Annotated in this window: 14 protein-coding genes; 2 read left to right on the top strand and 12 right to left on the bottom strand. The window is 38.5% G+C overall.

Annotated features, from left to right (window positions below; translation table 11 throughout):
• Positions 1–14: 14 nt before the first annotated feature.
• Positions 15–1,259 (bottom strand): ATP-dependent Clp protease ATP-binding subunit ClpX, encoded by a 1,245-nt coding sequence (gene clpX, locus ACQV2R_RS07045; RefSeq protein WP_428875885.1) that lies wholly within the window; start codon positions 1,257–1,259, stop codon positions 15–17.
• A 113-nt stretch (positions 1,260–1,372) separates the two neighbouring features.
• Entirely contained in the window at positions 1,373–2,653 is a 1,281-nt protein-coding gene (tig, locus tag ACQV2R_RS07040; RefSeq protein WP_428892006.1) for a trigger factor, read from the bottom strand.
• 210 nt (positions 2,654–2,863) lie between these two features.
• On the opposite strand from tig, the gene recU reads away from it, so the two are divergent.
• Positions 2,864–3,466 carry a Holliday junction resolvase RecU gene (gene recU / locus ACQV2R_RS07035; RefSeq protein ID WP_428873701.1) on the top strand — a complete coding sequence of 201 codons (603 nt, stop codon included), beginning with the start codon at positions 2,864–2,866 and terminating at the stop codon, positions 3,464–3,466.
• A 29-nt stretch (positions 3,467–3,495) separates the two neighbouring features.
• Positions 3,496–5,967 carry a transglycosylase domain-containing protein gene (locus tag ACQV2R_RS07030; RefSeq protein WP_428892005.1) on the top strand — a complete coding sequence of 824 codons (2,472 nt, stop codon included), beginning with the start codon at positions 3,496–3,498 and terminating at the stop codon, positions 5,965–5,967.
• 117 nt (positions 5,968–6,084) lie between these two features.
• Here ACQV2R_RS07030 and ACQV2R_RS07025 read toward each other — a convergent pair whose 3' ends face one another.
• The 10 genes from ACQV2R_RS07025 to rpsA form a co-directional block, all read right to left on the bottom strand.
• Positions 6,085–6,813, bottom strand: a complete 729-nt coding sequence (locus ACQV2R_RS07025; protein WP_428875889.1) for a DnaD domain-containing protein — start codon at positions 6,811–6,813, stop codon at positions 6,085–6,087.
• 19 nt (positions 6,814–6,832) lie between these two features.
• Positions 6,833–8,131, bottom strand: coding sequence for an asparagine--tRNA ligase (gene asnS, locus ACQV2R_RS07020; RefSeq protein WP_428874784.1), 1,299 nt, complete (start codon positions 8,129–8,131; stop codon positions 6,833–6,835).
• Positions 8,132–8,146: 15 nt separating this feature from the next.
• Positions 8,147–8,623, bottom strand: a complete 477-nt coding sequence (locus tag ACQV2R_RS07015; protein WP_428892004.1) for a hypothetical protein — start codon at positions 8,621–8,623, stop codon at positions 8,147–8,149.
• A 36-nt stretch (positions 8,624–8,659) separates the two neighbouring features.
• A complete protein-coding gene (locus ACQV2R_RS07010; RefSeq protein ID WP_428892003.1) occupies positions 8,660–11,194 on the bottom strand; it encodes a 3'-5' exonuclease in 2,535 nt (844 codons plus the stop codon).
• 26 nt (positions 11,195–11,220) lie between these two features.
• A complete protein-coding gene (locus ACQV2R_RS07005) occupies positions 11,221–12,435 on the bottom strand; it encodes a CCA tRNA nucleotidyltransferase (protein ID WP_428892002.1) in 1,215 nt (404 codons plus the stop codon).
• Between the two features lie 4 nt (positions 12,436–12,439).
• Positions 12,440–12,970 (bottom strand): YpiB family protein, encoded by a 531-nt coding sequence (locus ACQV2R_RS07000; RefSeq protein WP_428873708.1) that lies wholly within the window; start codon positions 12,968–12,970, stop codon positions 12,440–12,442.
• A 33-nt stretch (positions 12,971–13,003) separates the two neighbouring features.
• Entirely contained in the window at positions 13,004–14,200 is a 1,197-nt protein-coding gene (locus ACQV2R_RS06995) for a tetratricopeptide repeat protein (protein ID WP_428873709.1), read from the bottom strand.
• Positions 14,201–14,360: 160 nt separating this feature from the next.
• The gene (locus ACQV2R_RS06990) at positions 14,361–14,636 is read right to left on the bottom strand and encodes an HU family DNA-binding protein (protein WP_428873710.1); all 276 of its coding nucleotides are present in this window, start codon (positions 14,634–14,636) and stop codon (positions 14,361–14,363) included.
• Positions 14,637–14,768: 132 nt separating this feature from the next.
• Positions 14,769–16,082, bottom strand: coding sequence for a ribosome biogenesis GTPase Der (gene der, locus ACQV2R_RS06985; protein ID WP_428873711.1), 1,314 nt, complete (start codon positions 16,080–16,082; stop codon positions 14,769–14,771).
• A gap of 98 nt (positions 16,083–16,180) precedes the next feature.
• A complete protein-coding gene (rpsA, locus tag ACQV2R_RS06980; protein WP_428874828.1) occupies positions 16,181–17,461 on the bottom strand; it encodes a 30S ribosomal protein S1 in 1,281 nt (426 codons plus the stop codon).
• Positions 17,462–17,770 lie beyond the last annotated feature (309 nt).

Below are 17,770 nucleotides of genomic sequence, written 5' to 3'. Positions count from 1 at the left end.
GTCTACCCCATTTTTTATTTGCTTATCTTGCGATTACTCTTATTATAATAAGTGGCGCGACTTTTGCCCAATACCGTGTCTTTTGTGACCTTGATGCGTGAAATATCTTCTCTTTGTGGTACTTCAAACATAATATCTAACATAGTGTTTTCTAAGATTGACCTTAAACCACGCGCTCCAGTGTCGCGAATAATAGCCTGGTGAGCAATTTCTTCCAAGGCCGCTTCTTCAAACTCTAGTTTGACATCTTCCATTTCTAAAAGACGTTGGTATTGTTTAACCAAAGCGTTCTTAGGTTGGGTTAAGATACTGACTAAATCTTCTTGTGATAATTGATCCAAGACCGTTAAGATGGGCAATCGTCCAATGAATTCGGGAATTAAGCCGAATTTAAGCAAGTCTTCTGAACTGGCTAATTGCATGATATTCTCATCACTATGTTGTCGGTGAGTATCCGTACCAAAACCAATTACTTTAGAGCCTAAACGTTCTTTAATCGTAGTTTCAATGCCAGCAAAGGCTCCACCTACAATAAAGAGAATTTGCGAGGTGTCGATTTGAATATAATCTTGGTTAGGGTGCTTACGCCCTCCTTTAGGTGGGATATTGGCTACCGTTCCTTCTAAAATTTTAAGTAGAGCTTGTTGGACACCTTCACCTGAAACATCACGGGTAATCGAGGTGTTTTCAGATTTTCGTGCAATCTTATCGATTTCATCCACATAAATAATCCCTTTTTGAGCACGTTCAATATCATAATCAGCAGCTTGTACTAATTTCAGTAAGATATTTTCAACGTCTTCCCCCACATAGCCTGCTTCGGTTAGGGTGGTAGCGTCCGCTATGGCAAAAGGAACATTTATAATGCGAGCCAAGCTCTGGGCTAAGTAGGTTTTACCCGAACCGGTCGGACCGATAATACAGATATTAGACTTTTGCAATTCGACATCATCGTCATCAAGGGCTTTAAAGTTGATGCGCTTATAATGATTATAAACTGCCACGGCTAAAGATTTCTTAGCTTGATCTTGGCCAATCACATATTGGTTTAGTTGATCAACAATCTCTTGCGGTTTTAACACTTTAACTGGTTCTTGCTCTTTTTCAAAGCGCATCTCTTCTTGAATGATTGATTGGCATAAATCAACACATTCGTTACAGATGAAAACATCTGGTCCAGCAATAATCTTATCGACTTCATCTTGTGATTTACCACAAAACGAGCAGTAATAATCATTGATATTTGTAGTCTTTCCCATGTTTCCTCCTTTTTGGTCTTACTTACTTAAATAAGAGTAAAAAGGGACGCAAAAGTCACTTTAAAATCAGACTGTTGCGATCCCTCTTTTATTATTTCTTCTATTTTAGTATCCTATTTTTCTTCAACAGAGTCAACAATTAAGCTCATGGCTTTCTTCAAGCGAATATCAGACTTCAACATATCTTCAGTCACATATTGTTTCACTTGATCAGTTGGCATTCCGTATTGATTGGCTAATAATTCAATTTCCTTATTAACTTCTTCTTCATTGACATCAATCTTTTCTTTTGCAACGATTGCTTCTAAGACTAAGTTCGTTTTAGTTCTTAGGTCTGCTTCTTCTGCAAACTGTTCATGGAGATCTTCACGAGTGCTACCAGAAATTTGGTAATAGAGATCTTCGTTAATTCCTTGACGCTTCAAGTTGTTTAAGAAGTGATCCATTTGACGGTGGATTTCTTCGTGAACCATTGCTTCAGGCATTTCGACGATTTCAGCATTTTCAACCGCTTGACGTAATGCTAAATCTTCAATGACCTCTTTAGCTTGCTTTTCTTTTTCTTCTTCTAATTGAACACGTACTTTATTACGTAATTCGTCCAAGCTTTCTACTTCGTCATCTGCATCTTTAGCAAATTCATCATCGAATTCTGGTAATTCTTTTGCTTTTACTTCGTGAACACGCACTTTGAACATAGCGTCTTGACCAGCCAGCTCCTCCGCATGGTATTCTTCAGGAAAAGTAACTTTAACTTCTACATCATCACCAGGTTTAGCACCTACTAGTTGATCTTCAAAGCCAGGAATGAATGAATTGGAACCTAATTCTAAGGAATGGTTTTCACCTTTACCCCCTTCGAATGGTTCCCCGTCGCGGAAACCTTCATAGTCGATTACGACAGTATCGCCTTCAACCGCTGCATCTTCTTTAACAACTAATTCTGCTAATTGTTGACGCTTTTCTTCTAAGCGCTTTTCTACATCTTCATCGCTTACCTGGCGGTCTTGTTTTTCTACTGTTAAGCCCTTGTATTCACCTAATTTAACTTCTGGTTTTAAGGTAACTTTGGCAGTAATAACCCATGGCTTCCCTTTTTCCATTGATTCAATATCAATTTCAGGTTGAGTAACCGCTTCAATCTCTGCTTCTTCCACAGCTTGTTGATAGGCGCCTGGGATTAATTGGTTTAATACTTCTTCATATAATGAAGCTTCACCATAAACATTGTTGAAGATTTGACGTGGTACTTTCCCTTTACGAAATCCAGGTACAGAGATATTTTTACGTACTTTATTGTAAGCTTTATCTAAGCCTTTGTTGATATCTTCTACTGGAATTTCAAATGTTAAAACTCCTTCATTGATAGAGCTTTTTTCAAATTTAGTTGTCATAATTATTCTTCCTCCAAGACTAGTATATAATTTACATACCCATACATTTTAACGAAATTCCTTGCTTTTGTAAACACCAAATCAATATTACCAATAAAGTCTAATAAAATTCATTTTTTGTTGTTAGACTAGGTCTTAGAATAAGTCTGAATTGAAACTAGGTATCTGACTAAAAATTCGCTATAATAAGACTTATTGAGGAGTGAGTCCATGTTTAATTATCCTGCAGGACAAGGTCCGCGTTTTAAATTTAAAAGGAAAGAAATAACATCCAAACAAAAAACACAATACGGTAGTCGAGGGATGTCCTTTGAAGAAATGATCAATCAGAGTAATGCTTATTATTTAAACCGGCAACTGGCGGTCATTCATAAAAAGCCAACACCAGTGCAGATTGTCAAAGTCGATTACCCCAAACGATCAGCCGCCCGTATTACTGAAGCCTATTTTCGTCAGGCCTCTACCACTGACTATAATGGTGTCTATCTGGGCAGGTATATTGACTTTGAGACTAAGGAAACGCGTAACAAGACCTCTTTCCCTTTATCCAATTTACATGACCATCAAATCGAACATATGAAGCTTTGCTTCCAGCAAGGAGGCATCGTCTTTTTGTTGATCTACTTTAGGGTACACGATGCAATCTATCTGATTCCCTATCCCCTGCTTGAAAATTTCTTGCAAAAAAACCAAAAGCAAAGCATCCCTTATAGTTTTATTCAAGCCCATGCTTATGCTTGTCCCCAAGGCAAATTTCCTATTTCAGTCGATTATTTAAGTGCCTTGGATGCCTACTTAGAAGAAGTCAAATAAAAAGTCTCTAATAGAAACGAGGAATAAATATGGTGACAGGAAGTCGCGTAGAAAGAAAAAAATATCATCAACAACATCCCCCTAAGAGATCAAAAACAAATTTCATGACCTGGTTCAAGCGCATTGTCATAATAGGCCTGTCTTTAGGTCTACTTACTTTAATAGCTGGTGCTGGTCTCTTTACTTATTATGCCATGTCAGCCCCTGAGATTGACCAAGACGATTTAACTGGTCAAGTCTCTTCTAAAGTCTTTGATAATAGAGGTAATTTGGTCAAAACCCTGGGTGGTAAGAACCGCGATCTAATGACAGCCGATCAAGTCCCTGAAGTCTTAAAACAAGCGGTCTTAGCCATTGAAGATGCGCGCTTTATGGAACACAAAGGAGTTGACCCTATCCGAATTGTAGGGGCGGCCATAGCCAACCTTAGAGCGGGTGACATTCGCCAAGGTGGTTCTACCATTACTCAACAGTTGGTCAAATTATCGGTTTTTTCCACTAAATTTGAAGATCAAACCTTAGAAAGAAAGGCCCAAGAAGCTTGGTTGTCCTTGAAGTTGGAGCAAGAATATTCCAAAGAAGAAATCCTCTCTCTCTATCTCAATAAATTGTTTTATTCTAACAATGTTTATGGGGCTAAAACAGCTGCTCGGTCTTTCTTTGATAAAGACTTAAAAGATCTGACTCTAGCAGAAGCTGCTCTTTTGGCTGGATTACCGCAAGCCCCTACGCAGTATGATCCCTATCTTTATCCTGAAGTCGCCCAAGAGCGTCGGGATACCGTCTTACAGGTCATGCTCAAACGTCAAATGATTAGTCAAGCTCAATATGATGAAGCTGTGGCTATTCCAGTGGCTTCCATGCTGTCTCCTTTAAATGATGACACCCTTAGTGAAATGGACTTAATTGTCGATGCCTATATCGATGTCGTCGCTCAAGAAGTTCAAGATAAAATGAACTTAAATGTCTATACGGATGGTCTAGAAATTTACACCAATCTCGATATAGACGCTCAAAAATATCTCTATCAAACGGTTCAAGATGCTAATGGCAATCTCTTCCCTAATGATGAAATGCAAACAGCTGTTTCTATCATCAATGTCGATAATGGACAGCTCACCGCCCTATCCGGTGGACGTAACCAAGAAGTAGCTATGGGACTTAACCGCACAGCCACCCTTAACCGCAGTATCGGTTCCACTATGAAACCGTTAGCCGATTATGGACCAGCGATTGAATACCTCAATTATTCAACTGGCCAAACGGTCGTTGATGAACCTTACACTTATACCTCGGGGGATGAAATTTATAATTATGATAGAGACTACAAGGGAAAACAAACACTTAGAGAAGCCTTAGTAGGTTCACGTAATATCCCGGCCTTGAAACTCTTACAAGAAGTGGGCTTAGACAAGTCTTATTCCTTCCTACAAAAGATGGATATAAATATTAAGAACAATAACCAACGCGAATTAGTCGAATCCAATGCCATTGGGGGTGAAATGACGCCCATTCAATTATCGGCTGCCTATGCGACTATTGCTAATTATGGTAACTATCATAAACCCTATACCGTTAACAAAGTCGTTACTCAAGCAGGAACCATTCAAGAATTTCAAGCGGAAAGTCGTCAAGCTATGAAAGACTCTACTGCTTATATGTTAGTGGATATCTTAAAGGGGGTTCCTGGAACCTTTGCTGAAAAAGCAGGCGTCAATGGTCTCTACCATGCTGGTAAGACCGGAACAACCAACTATTCCGACCAACAAAGAACGGAAATTGGCATTGATCCACAAAGTTTTGCTGCACCCGATGCTTGGTATGCTGGTTTTACACCGCAATATGCCATTGCCACTTGGGTGGGCTATGATGATCCTTATAAGGCTGGTAATCAATTGAGCTATCAGGATTCACTTATTCCACAGCTGATTTACAGCCAGATGATTCAATATCTGATGCAAGAAGTCCCGATAGCTGATTGGCAAAAACCAGACTCGGTCGAAGTAGCTGAAATTGAAAAATATACCCAGCCACTGCAAAAACCAAGTCCCCAAACACCTGCCAATATGCGGTCAAATGAACTCTTTGTAAAAGGTAGTCAACCGACCCAGATTTCACCTGTTTATAAAGTATTAGCTTCACCAAGTGGTTTCGATGCGGAATACAATGAAGAGACTGAAGAAATTGAAGCCAAGTGGGAACCATTAACCATTCAAGCTAGCTTTGAGTTAAGACTGAATGGTGAAATCGTCTATTCAGGAACAGATACTGAATTTAAAGTTCCAGCACCTGCTCCTGGCTATTATGAATTAGGCTTACGCATTGTCGATGGCCATTCTGCCTCTGATCAATTAATTATTACCTTTGATTTATCTGTCGAAGAAACGACTACTAGTGAAGAAACTACCTTAGAAATTAGCGAAACGACTCTGGCTCCAGATCCTAATCCATCTGATCCAGAAGACAAACTGAATACTGTCGAAAGTATTGGCGGACCTTAGAAATTTAGGCTCCTATTCAAAAGCTTCATCCTCCCTATATAGGAAGATGAAGCTTTTATTTGTACAAAATAAAGCCTAGCTGTTCGATAAATCTCACCGATCAGCTAGGCGGGTTCTTTAGTCCTTGTTATGCCATTTTAAAATGGGTATTTTAAATTTGGATGTTTGATTGGGTTTTTCTGATTGAATACTTTGATTACGGTGGTTGTATTGCTTGCTTGCCACTATAGCCTCATCTACAGTATGAATGTTTTGTTCTTGCCAATTCAGCAGTATGCGGTCAATATACTTTAGATTAAAGACTTGACGAATAGCCGCTTCTTTAAGTGCTTGATAGACTAGATCTGGCTGATAACCATCCTTTTGAATCCATTGGTAGAGCGTTTCTAATTCTACACTTGAAAGTGAACGGCCGAATGCTTCTTCAAAGACTTGAATCAATTGTCCGGCCTTAACTTTCTGGTCAGCTTGAACTTGTTTATTGGACAGAGCTTCTGTCTGACTTGTTTTTTGGTCAGCCACTAATTGATCTAACTTATCAAACAAGGGACGCAAGGTATAATGGTCCGTTTGTTTACCCTCTTCATCTGGTACTAATTCAATATTAAGATAGTTCTTATCTAACAAGGAATTGAGTGTTTCGTAGAGAAGGTCACTCTCCCAAGCAAATTGATTGGATAAGTTTATAATAGTATCTGCAGATTGGGACTGATTAATTTGCTTCAAGAGATAAGTAATAAATAAAAATTCATTTGAATTAAGGCCTAGTTGACCAAAGTGATCAATCAAAAGATTCGGTACCATGGTGTAACCCGTTTTCATCCAATCATAAACTGAGTTTGCCATTGGTCCAACTCCTTACTTTTTATGGGTAGAGACGGTTTAACAAACGTGGGAATGGTGATGTTTCACGGATATGTTCAATACCAGAAATCCAAGCAACAGCTCTTTCAAGACCTAAACCAAAACCAGAACAGGGCACATTACCATATTTTCTTAGATCGAGATACCAGGCATAAACGGCTGGATCTAAATTAAAGGCCTTAATATTCTCTGCTAAAGTCTCATAATCGTCGATCCTTTGTGAACCACCAATAATCTCGCCATAACCTTCTGGCGCTATCATATCGGCACATAAAACGGTTTCTGGGTTGTCAGGGTTGACTTTCATATAGAAAGGCTTGATAGAGCGTGGCCAGTTGACAATGAAGACTGGTTGTTCATGTTGGTTAGCAATAAAAGTCTCGTGTGGTGAACCGAAATCATCGCCCCACTCAATATCATCAAAACCATTATCTTTTAATAATTGAACGGCCTCAGTGTATTCAATACGTGGATAAGGAACTTGAGTATACTTTTCAAGCACATCAATATCACGTCCTAGTGTTTCCAAGGCCATGCTGCAGTTGTCAATCGTATTACGTACCAAGTAAGCCACATATTCTTCTTGGACTTTTAAGCTTTGTTCGTGGTCGGTAAAGGCCATTTCAGGCTCCATCATCCAGAACTCAATCAGGTGACGGCGAGTTTTAGATTTTTCCGCTCTAAAAGTTGGTCCGAATGAGAAGACTTTACCAAAGGACATAGCGGCTGCTTCCATATATAATTGACCAGATTGAGAAAGATAAGCATCTTCTTCAAAATACTTAGTGTGGAACAGTTCGGTGGTTCCTTCCGGTGCTGACCCAGTTAGAACGGGTGGGTCAATCTTAATGAAGCCACGGTCATTATAGAATTCATAAGTTGCACGGATAATTTCGTTACGAATTTGCATAATGGCATGCTGGCGACTAGAACGCAACCATAAATGACGGTGATCCATTAAAAAGTCTGTCCCGTGTTCTTTAGGTGTAATTGGATAGTCATGACTTTCGCCGATCACTTCCACTGAATGAACTAAAAGTTCATAGCCTAAAGCAGAACGGTCGTCAGCTTGAACAGTTCCGATTAGTTTTAGACTTGATTCCTGCCCCAAGCTCTTAACAGTATCAAATACTTCATCTCCCACTTCAGCTTTTAAGACGATTCCTTGGAAGTAAGTCTTGCCGTCACGTAGTTGTAAAAAGGCAATTTTACCGGAAGAGCGTTTGTTTGTTAACCAAGCGTTAATTTGTACTTTTTGGTTTAAGTGTGATGCCGCTTGGTTCATTGTGATAGTTTCCATTTATTTTCCTCCTACTTATATGTTTGATATGGTTTGAATCCACTTGCCGTTCTTGGCAGAGAGTAGAAAATAAGTGATGGTGTTGTTGTCATTCTTTAAAGTCATTTCCCAGACAGGTTCCGATTGATAAAGACCTAAGCGAGCTTGCATAATCTTTGGCTCTTCAATTTGGCTAGCTGTCACGGATTTTGCTTCTTCTTCAGTAAATAATTCGTTCACTGAATAGTAATGAATGTCTCCACCTTCTCGTTCAATAATAGCATAGTGTTGCTGATTATTCTCGTCAAAAAAATCAAGAGCAAAGGTTGCTTGATCAATGGTGGTCCAATAAAAATTATTAACCTTTTCTACCGCATAATCATATGTCACTAAAGCGATTGCTTCTTCTTGAGCCAAGTTATAAGCTGTCTGACTTTTCATAAAAACAGCTAATAAGGCTATCATGATTGACAAGGTGATGAATGTCAAGATTGAAACTGTCCGTTTACTCATAAGTTTCTATGCTTCCCCTCTAAAATATTCTATTCCTTATTGTAAATTAAATTCTACCAGATGTTCAAGCTTCTGTCTGATTTCTTTAGAATAATATTTGGTAAAGACACGATCGTCTAACAAACAGAAATTTTGACAGTTAAAGTGGCGGTCTAAATAGTCGAAAGCAATGGCAAAATCGACTAGCATTCGATCGATTAATAAGTGATCAAAGATTAGTTCGAACGGCAGATTCAAGTGGTCTGCTAATGCTAAAATATAAGCATCTTCTAACGATCTAAAAGGTAAGCGTAGCCAGAATATATGGCAAGGTCGCTTATCTAACAGCCAGTTTTCATTTAAGAGCGACTGCCATTGAATGACTAAAATGGTATCACAATCATCCATAGCCAACCGTCTGATTTTATTTAAGGATCCAGATACATGTTGACCCAACAATCGAACTTGTTCTTGATCTTTTAACTTGCCTTTTATTTGGCGATAAACATCAATAGCTTGCTGGCGATTGTTTACAATAATCAGACTTAAGGGTGGCAGCTGATCAGCTTCAATGCTTTCAAGCAAGTTTTCACCGATTAAGCGACCTTGCTCTTGATTTCTTTGAGAATCTTGACTTTTTTTAGCAATCCAATCGAATGGTACGTCAATGACTAACTTTTCCATTGGTTGTGGTAATTGCAAGTAGTTGTATAGATCGAGTCCTAACTGATAATAACTCCCGCTATTTAAGCGAAAATGCAGATCCCCTGGACTAAAGAGTAAGACTTGTTGAAAGCTTTCAAAGGCATGTTGATATTCTTGAACTAAACGAATGGGTTTCCATGTCAGTTGGAATTGATAATAACGATCTTCTATTTGGCTGACACGAATAGTTAAATAACCTTCGGACTGATTAATTTTAGCTTGAAAGTTGTCTAAATTATTTAAAAAGGCCTGTAGGTGCAGCATTTTTATCTTAAGATGATGTGGCTTGCTTGCTAAAAGATCTTTTAATGCTTGTTCTTGAAGCAGTGTTTTTAAAGCCTTATGCATTTGCTGTTGAATGCTTAAGATAGCTCGAGTAGTTGACAAGGACACCTTGACTTCTCTGCTGGACTCCCGCTCAACCGCTCGGAAGTGGTGATTTTGAATTTCACTTTCTAAAAGATTCAATACTTGCCGGATTAGATTAATTAAATGATCCATTCTTAAGATTGAAGCTTGAATAGCAGCATGCGTTCGATCCTGATGATATAAGATATCCAAGACTTGTTGGCACAAAATTAAGAGTTGACTATAAGCCAACTGTATTTGGTGGAAAAAGGACAATTGTCTGCTTAATAGACTGAGATTATCACACACTAGGAGCTGCTGTTTACTAAAACTGCCCTCTTGACTCGCTTCTTCCATCAAATAGCTGGTTTGAGTCAGTACGACTGCTTGTTTATCATGATTGGATAAAGCTTTTTGGTAAAAATAGGAGGCTCGATAATTCGGATAAAGCCCATGATTAAAGCGATTAATTTGATCGCTAATCTTCAATTCTTGGTTCATTTCCATCAGTAAGCCTGTTTGGGTCTCTTCTAGCCAGACTAAGGTTGAAGCAATCACTAAAATTTCTTGCTGATTTAATTGAGAAATCACCACTTGATCAAGGTAGCGTTTAAAATGATCTAAATGTAAATATTGACTCGGTCTCAATAAGTAAGAAAAAGGGATTTCTTCTTGCTTGAAGAAAGTAGCCCATTCTTCGAGAGCCGATTGACTAGAAACAGCTAATACCAGCGAAGACTTATTTTTAGCTAAAACTTCAAGCAACCAATATTTTACCACTAGTGGATCAATTGGCCGCCATTGTCCTTCTACTACTAATCGATTTGTAGTCTGCATTTTTTCTAACAACCAATTAATTTGAGCTTTTGCTTTCGTACTTAGAAGATTTTCTTGATCAAATGGTGGTTTTTTATCTAATTGAGTGTCTGCTGCTTGATTGAGTATGAATTGCTGCGGTTGTTGAAAGAAAATAATTTCCTGCTTATCTAAAGCCTGAGCTAAATCCAATAAGAGGGTTTGTGTTTTACTAGGCAGTTGCATCCACTTGCTAGCCATCGCATTTAATATTTTTGCGGTTATTTTGGCATCTGCTAAAGCTTGATGCGCCTGGTTAAAGGGAATGTCTAAATAGAAGCTTAAATCTGTTAAATTGAATCCTGTGGCCTGAGGGAAGATAATTTTAGCTAACTTGACGGAATCGATGGCCAAAGGGTTAAAATCATAGCCACACGCTTGGAAATGGTGTTGCATAAAGGTCAAGTCATGGTTGAGATTATGCGCTACAAAAAGACAACCTTCTAAACGCTTGAACCATAAGTTTGCAACTGATTCAAAAAGAGGTGCTTGATCAACCTCTTCTTGTGAGATACCGGTTAATTGTTGGATGTTTTGTGGGACCTCACGTTCAGGATTAATCAGCATTTCATATTGACCAATGATTTGACCTTGATCAATAAGAACCGCCCCAATTTGAATAATTCGGTCTCCACTGTCTAGACGTGGTCCGGTTGATTCGAGGTCGACGATGGCATATTTCATGAAGTCCCTCCTCTCTTTTAATATATTTATTGGTCTTTGAGCCAGTCAATAATGGCAGCGGTTTGATTAGTTAATTCTCCTCTAATAACCTTTGCTTCGATTTGATCGAGCAATTGTCCAATCACCGGCCCGCCTTTTGCCATTTTAAGTGCTTGCATAATTTGCTTACCATTAATGGCTAGTTCTTGCCGCTTTCTAATAGGTAAATTACTTATTAAAACTTCTATTTCTTTTTTGGTAGCCATTTGATCAGTGATTTCTAAATAAGTATTCATTTGATCAATCACTTCTTGAGCATAGCCATAGACGGTTTCGATGGTGAAGGTCTGCTGGCTAATTTCATGGTCAAGCTTTAAAAAAGCGACTACTTGCTCCATTAAACGATTAGATAAGGTCCACTGCTTCATCAAGTGTCTTTGAGTCTTTTCATCATTAATTTCCATTCCCTTTAATAGCAAGGACCAAGTGATAAGTGGACTAAGCCCTGCTTGTCCTGTTGTTTGATTTACCAAGTAAGTCAAACCTTCTACATAATCAAATTGATTGGCTTGAGGGAAAGCTTGGTCTAGCTTAGCCTTTTTAAAGGATGAAATGGTTTGTGTTAAATAAGACCCTGCCATCATCTTTTCTAATTCAATGCGGATGCGTTCAATGGAAATTTTAGACAGATTGCTAGCTAATTGGCACATGGCTTGGAAAGTTTTTTCTTCTAATTGAAAGCCTAACTGAGAGGCAAAACGAATGCCACGCATGATTCTTAAGGCATCTTCTTGAAAACGTTCCAATGGCTCGCCGACAGCCCTCAGCAACTTATCTTTCAAATCTTGATAGCCCCCATGAAAATCATATAAATTGCCCTTGGCGTCTACTGCCATGGCGTTGATCGTGAAATCTCGTCTCAGAGTATCTAACTCAAGATTTCTGACAAATTCTACATGGTCGGGCCTTCGATAATCCGAATAAGTCGATTCGGTACGGAAAGTAGTTATTTCATAAGAGTTTCCTTGATATAAAACCACAATGGTGCCATGTTGGATGCCTACATCAAAGTGTTTGGGAAAGATGGTTTGAATTTCTTGAGGAAAGGCGGAAGTCGCAATGTCAATATCCCCTATTGATTTTTCTAATAGCACATCGCGAATGGCCCCTCCAACAAAATAAGCCTCATAGCCATGAGACTCAATTTTTTTTAATACAGGAATAGACGCTTGAAAAAGCGAATCCTCTAAAGATATTTGCATGCTATCACTCCAAACCGGATTGAAATTGATCAAGCCATTGCTCAATTTGATCGTAATTATTTGTTTCTAAAGCACCGTCAATCTTTTCCATGATCATTTGTTTATAAGCTTGGCGACTAATTTGATGTAAGCTTTGATTGACTTGATCTAAAGCCTTCATTTGGATGGGGACAAATGGATTTTCTTTTAAAAGACCTCTTTGCATCGCCTCTAGTTGATAATCGGCTAAATCAAACTCTATGTAAAAGCTTTGACCCTTTTTAAGTGAGTTCAACCGGAAATCGTGAAAGGCTTGATCAATCTGATGGTAGATATAATCTTCTTTATAATAGACCAAGGGGGGCTCTTGCAAGGGGGGATAGGATATCTTTATTCCTCTTGGAGCATAGATGACATCATGCGAAAACTCAACCCATTGCAGCTCACTAGGCCTCATTTGTAAATAGGCTAAAAAGATCATTATCTCGCGATTGGGATGAGGATGGTTGAGAATCATCCAATTTAAAAATAAGTGTTTATCTTGAATATTTTCCATGGTCTTACCTCCCTCATGAGTTTTTAAGATTGACTAGAGATTGGACAATTGCTGGATCATGTCAGGTAAATCTTTAGCAAGAACTTGTTGATCCCATGCTAGATCTAAATAAGCCTTAGCTTGCTCTTTTTGTCCTTGATGAAATAAGATTTTGCCTTTTAAATAGGCCAAAAGTGACTCGTCAATGGCTTGTAAATCAAATTTTTCCATAAACAAGTTTGCCTGTTGATAGTCTTTTTGATCAAGATAATAAGCCACATAGGCCGAGAGAACTAAGAATTGATCCTCAGCATTATCCAATAAAGGGTAGTAATCCTCCAATAATTGAATGAGCTTGGCTGTAAAGACTCCCATTCGATCAGCCAAACGCAGGCAATCCATAACCACTCCATCATATGGAGGTAGGCTTTTTAATAGTTGATCTAACTGATTGGCAAATCGGCTAGTTTCTTGTAGATAGGTTAAATTTTCTAATTGTAAGAGTCTTAATTCAAAATGGTCGGGATCGATTTGAAGGCCTAACTCGCAGAAATGATTTGATCGATTGAAATCATTAATTTGGGCATAAAAATGCGCCAATAAATAACATTCATCAGCTGTTTCAATCGTCAAATCTTCATTATCTTGATCAAATAATGCACTGATTTTTTCAGTGTCGATTCTCTCACTACTTAAATAAAGGGCTAAGAGATCTGTTCGCCATTGGCGCCTTAAAGAATCATCCTCTGAGATAAAATATTCCATTAAGGTCTCAAGATAGTAGATTGCTTTTTCATTAATAGCCTGCATGCGATAGAATTCACTCATTTGATGATAAGCTCGATAATCTCTTGGATGGTCGTTAATGATAGCTTGTAATTCTTTGCGCGCTTCATTTAAATGTCCTAGCTTAAGATTGACATCCGCTAGCAATAAGCGACCTTCTAGGTCCAAGTCTTGCTTATCGACTTTATCCAACCATTGATAAGCCCTGTCATATTGACTAACTGCGGAATAACTATACCCTAAAAGAAAAGCTAACACTGAGGACGGAAATTTTTGATAAAGAGCTTCATAAGCTTGAATCTGCAGATGTCGGTAGCCTGATTGACCCCAAAAAGCCATTCGGTCTAATATTTGCGCTAAAAAAGCTTCATCCATTCCATCCATTCTTTTTAAATGGCGTTTAAAGAGCTTATATTGCTCCTCAATCTGATTAGTAGACTCCATTAAGCTGAAAAAATTATCCATTTTGGTTCCCTCCATGTCTAGCCTATTATACCATGCTAGACAAAGACAACCAAATAGATCATCCCTTTGAATCTATTTTCATATTACTATTAGAGGATAAAGACTGCTAAATAAAAAAGTGATGAAAGCCAGAAACTTTCATCACCAATCTAATGCTTAATTATTTAACTGCCTCTTTTAAAGCTTTACCAGCTTTGAAGCCAGGAACTTTAGTGGCTGCAATCTCAATTTCTTCACCAGTTTGTGGGTTGCGTCCTTTACGAGCTGCACGATCGCGAACTTCGAAAGTTCCGAAACCAATAATCTGAACTTTTTCACCTTCAGATAAAAATTCTTGAACTGATTCGAATAATGCTTCAACAGTGGCTGTTACATCTTTCTTTGTTAAGTTAGTTTTTCCAGCTACACGTTCTACTAATTCTGCTTTATTTGCCATTAATATATCTCCTCCTTTATTTCTATAGATTGGAAAATAATCATCTGTTGATTATTTCTTGTATAGAATAACATAACATCAAGGTTAAGACAACGAATTGACCTTGATTTTACAACAAAATCTTCCTATCTCTTAATTTCGATTACGAATAATTAGATTGAGCGGTGTACCGTCAAAATAAAAGGAATCACGCATCCTGTTCTCTAAGAATCTTACATAAGAGAAGTGCATTAATTCTGTATCATTAACAAAGACGACAAAGGTTGGTGGATTGACAGCCACTTGAGTCATATAATAAATCTTAAGCCGACGTCCCTTATCAGTGGGTGTAGGGTTCATGGCAATCGCATCCATCAAAACGTCATTCAAGACCGAAGATTGAATGCGACGATAGCGGTTTTCATAGATTTCTTCCAAAATAGCCGGTAGTTTCTCTAAACGTTGGCCCGTCTTGGCAGAAACGAAAAGAATGGGCGCAAAAGATAAGTATTGGAATTCGTTACGGATATCATCGGTAAATTTCTCAAATAATTTGTCGGTCTTATCGACGGCATCCCATTTATTGACTAAAATAACCATGCCCTTATTGGCTTCAAAAGCGTATCCTGCTACCCTCTTATCCTGTTCACGAATGCCAGTCTCTGCATCGATTACTAGACAGACAATGTCTGAACGGTCAATGGCTGATAAGGCTCGCATGACAGAATATTTTTCGGTATTTTCATAAACCTTGCCTCGCTTACGAATACCTGCTGTGTCGATTGCTGTAAAATGGCGTCCAGATTGACTAACAAAATCGGTATCGACTGCTTCACGGGTTGTTCCCTCAATATTGGATACAATCACACGTTCTTCTTGTAATAAGGCATTAACCAGGCTAGACTTGCCGACATTTGGCCGTCCAATAAAAGAAAAACGAATGCGTTCGCGATCATCTGCATCCGGACTATCGGCTGGGAAGTGAGATACTAATTGATCTAATAAATCCCCTGTTCCGGTTCCGTGCGAAGACGATATGGGATAGGGATCGCCATGACCTAAAGCATAAAATTCATAGACTTGCTGCCTTTGTTCTGGATTGTCCGCCTTATTGACTGCTAAAACCACCGGTTTATTGGTGCGGTGTAAATAATGGGCTATGGCTTCATCCGCATCGGTGACGCCTTCTCGACTTGAGGTCATAAAAATAATAACGTCAGCTTCTTCCATTGCAATTTCAGCTTGGTATTTAATTTTATGCATGAGGGGTTCATCACTCATATCAATACCCCCGGTATCAATCAGTCGAAATTCACGACCTAACCATGATCCTGTTGCATAAATTCGATCACGCGTCACCCCTTCATAATCGGCTACAATCGAAAGACGATCGCCAATTAAGCGATTAAATAAGGTGGACTTACCGACATTCGGTCGGCCCACAATAGCCACTACTGGTATTTCCATACTTTCACCTCCATAAATTAAAAACCAATTGTTTCTTCCATTAAGCTAATCAGCAAAATGGAAGAAACAATTGGAGTAAGTAATGTTATTAGAATCGATTACTCAGCATCGTCTTGTAAAGACTTGAATGCATCGCCTAACATGTCACCCAATGTGAAGCTTCCTTCATTGGCTGCATCATTAATTGAGTTAGTGTTTTGACGGGCTTGGTTAGAACGGTTAGCTGTTTGATTATTTGTATTACGGTTTCTTCTTGGACGACGTGGACGATCTGAATCATTTGATTCTTGACGTTCGCGACGAACTGGTTCTTCGTAACCTTCAGGCTTGTCTAATAAAGCTTTAATGGAAAGGGATAATCTTTGAGCTTCTGCATCTGTTGAAAGAACTTTCACTTCAACTTCTTGACCTTCAGTTAAACGATCTTGAGGAGTTTCAATATGCTCATGAGCGATTTGAGAAATATGTACTAAACCTTCAACACCAGGGAATACTTCCACAAAGGCACCAAAGTTAGTTAAACGTTTAACAGTTCCTGTATGTACAGAACCTTCTGGTGCTTTTTCTTCAATATTTTCCCAAGGTCCTTCTAAGGTATCCTTGATTGAAAGTGAAATACGTCCTTCTTCCTTGTCGATTGACAAGATTTTAACTTCAATTGTTTCACCAACAGTTAATTTATCACTTGGATGTTTAACGTGTTCGTGAGCGATGCGGCTGATGTGAACCAATCCGTCAACACCACCTAAATCGATAAAAGCACCGAAGTTAGTTAGACGAGCTACTTTACCTTCTACTATTGTATTTTCTTCTAATTCTTCCATGCGTTGAGCACGTTCAGCTTCGCGTTTTTCACGTGCAATTTCTTTATGAGATAAGATTAAACGGTTATCGTTTTCATCAATTTCAATAATCTTGAACTCTAATGTTTGACCCTTATAAGGTGAAAAGTCATCCACAAAGAAATCTTCTACCATTGAAGCTGGTACAAATCCTCTAACGCCAGCGTCAACTACTAAACCACCCTTAACAACATCTTTAACAGGTGCTTCAATTGTTTCGCCATTTTCTGATTTTTCTTTTAATTCTGCCCATACTTTTTTAGCATCGACACGTTTTTTAGATAATAAGAAGTTGCCATTTTCTTTATCTTGGATTGGCTTGATAACTACTAATTCGATTTCATCACCAATTGCTACAACTTCAGTAGGATCTTCAACGCGTGTTGCAGCTAGTTCGTTAGCTGGGATAACCCCTTCTAATCCACCACTGTTTTTAATTGCTACACGTACTTGATTATTTTCATCAAAAGCTAAAACATCACCGTAAACGGTATCGCCACTTTTAATATCTAAGACACTATCTAAAGCATCTTCCATTGTTTCAATAGTTTCTGAACCATTGCTTTCTTCTACTTGAGTAGTCTCAACCTCTTCCGTTGCTTCTACTTCTTCATTTACTTCATTATTCTCAACAAACTCTGACATTCTACCCGTTCCTCCTAAGCGTTACCTATAAAAATTGTTACTTACATAGAGTCTACTAATAGACACTATGCAAGCACTCTAAGAAACATTATAACAAAAGAAAGGGATATCGTCTAGCGAATATTGCGAATAAGGCCGATATTATCTCTAGAGTTGTCAAACATATGTTACACAAGGTGCTTCTAAATGGGCATGCTTATG

The sequence above is a fragment of the Facklamia sp. P12937 genome (assembly GCF_050409505.1).
Lineage (GTDB): Bacteria > Bacillota > Bacilli > Lactobacillales > Aerococcaceae > Facklamia.
Note: the sequence above shows the minus strand (reverse complement) of the source record. Positions and strands in the feature narration are given on the sequence as shown.